Origin of the sequence: Stenotrophomonas maltophilia group sp. Smal32, assembly GCF_030237085.1 — a bacterium.
Lineage (GTDB): Bacteria > Pseudomonadota > Gammaproteobacteria > Xanthomonadales > Xanthomonadaceae > Stenotrophomonas > Stenotrophomonas maltophilia_Q.
The window spans coordinates 1-1,639 of sequence record NZ_JASJSI010000212.1; the positions used below are offsets into that span (position 1 = coordinate 1).

Genomic DNA, 1,639 nt, shown 5'->3' on the forward strand with positions numbered 1-1,639 from the left:
CCATGTCTATACATTGACTGGCGGCGCCCTGCGCCTGGTGCGCACCCTGGCCGACGGCCGCCGCCAGATCAATGGCTTCGTACTTCCCGGCGACTACCTGGGGCTGAGCGGCAGCGACCACCACCGCTACGATATCGAGGCTATCGCCGACAGCCGCGTGTGCCGCGTTGCGCTGCCGCAGATGAAGGCGCTGCGCAGCCGCTTCCCGCACCTGGAGCGCAAGCTGCTGCAGCGTGCCTGCCAGGAACTGGACGCCGCACAGGACGCCGCACTGGCACTGGCGCGACTGCAGCCGGCCGAGAAACTGGCCGACTTCCTGCTGCGCCTGGCCGCGCGCGAGGCCAAGCTGGGCGGCGATGGCCTGCGCGTCTCGCTGCCGATGGGCCGTGGCGACATCGCCGACCATCTGGGCCTGACCATGGAAACGGTCAGCCGCACCTTCACCAAGCTGCGCCAGCAGGGGCTGATTGCCCTGCCCCACCTGAACGTCGTGGAGATCCTCGACGAGGACGGATTGCGCGGACTGGCGGGCGAAGGCCTGGCCTGACCTCCGCCAGCGCTCGCCGGGAATGGCCCGGCGCTACCCCGCTCGCTGACCTTCGGTAGCGCCGGGCCATGCCCGGCGGCTCTTGCTCAACCCAACAACACCTCACGCAACGCCGTGTAATCGGCCGCCAACGGTTCCGCGTGCGCAGGCCGCTGCAACAGTGCATCCAGCGCCGGCGGCACCGCCACCGCTTCGCCAATCAACGGCTCCACCACCGCCTCGAACTTGGCCGGATGTGCGGTGGCCACCACCGCCCAGTCGCCCTTGGCACCGCGTGCGCGCAGGTCCTGAAGCACCTTCACCGCCGTCGCCGTGTGCGGGCAGAACAGCTCGCCATTGCTGGCATGCGCAGCCGCAATCGTGGCGCGGATGGTCACGTCGTCCACCGCGAACGCACGGAAGGCCGCACGCAGCTCCGCGTCATCGCTGTGGTAGAGCCAGCGCAGACGCTCGAAGTTGCTCGGCGCGCCCACGTCCATCGCATTGGCCACGGTGGCCACGCTGGCCTGCGGTTGGTAATCACCGCCATTGAAGTAGGCCGGCAACACGGCGTTGGCATTGGTCGCCAGCACAATCTGCCCGATCGGCACACCCAGCGCACGCGCCAGCACCGCAGCCATTGCGTTGCCAAGGTTGCCGGTCGGCACCAGCAGGTTGAGCCGGCGACGGGTTTCAGCATGATGGGTCAGTGCCGCATGCGCGTAGTAGCTCATCTGCGGCAGCAGGCGGCCCAGGCTGATGCTGTTGGCCGAGCTCAGCGGCACCTGCGCCTGCAGTTCGCGGTCGGCCAGCGCCTGCTTGACCATGGCCTGGCAGTCGTCGAATGCACCGGCCACGCGCAGCGCCTGGATGTTGTCGCCGAAGCAGCCGAGCTGGTGTGCCTGGCGCGGTGACACGCGGCCATCCGGATACAGCACCACCACCCGCACGCCGGGCTGGCGATGGAACGCTGCCGCCACTGCGGCACCGGTATCGCCGGAGGTGGCGACGACGATCGTCAGGTCGCGATCCTGGCCAGCCTGCAGCCGCGACAGCGTACCGGCCAGGAAGCGCGCACCGATATCCTTGAACGCTGCGGTCGGCCCATGGAAC

Annotated in this window: 2 protein-coding genes; one reads left to right on the forward strand and one right to left on the reverse strand. The window is 69.0% G+C overall.

Going from position 1 to position 1,639, the window contains the following annotated elements; translation table 11 throughout:
* Positions 1–547 (forward strand): helix-turn-helix domain-containing protein (locus QRO91_RS22375; protein ID WP_285310589.1); only part of this gene is annotated, 547 nt, incomplete at its 5' end.
* A gap of 86 nt (positions 548–633) precedes the next feature.
* Here QRO91_RS22375 and thrC read toward each other — a convergent pair.
* A partial coding sequence (gene thrC / locus QRO91_RS22380) for a threonine synthase (RefSeq protein ID WP_285310590.1) occupies positions 634–1,639 on the reverse strand: 1,006 nt, incomplete at its 5' end.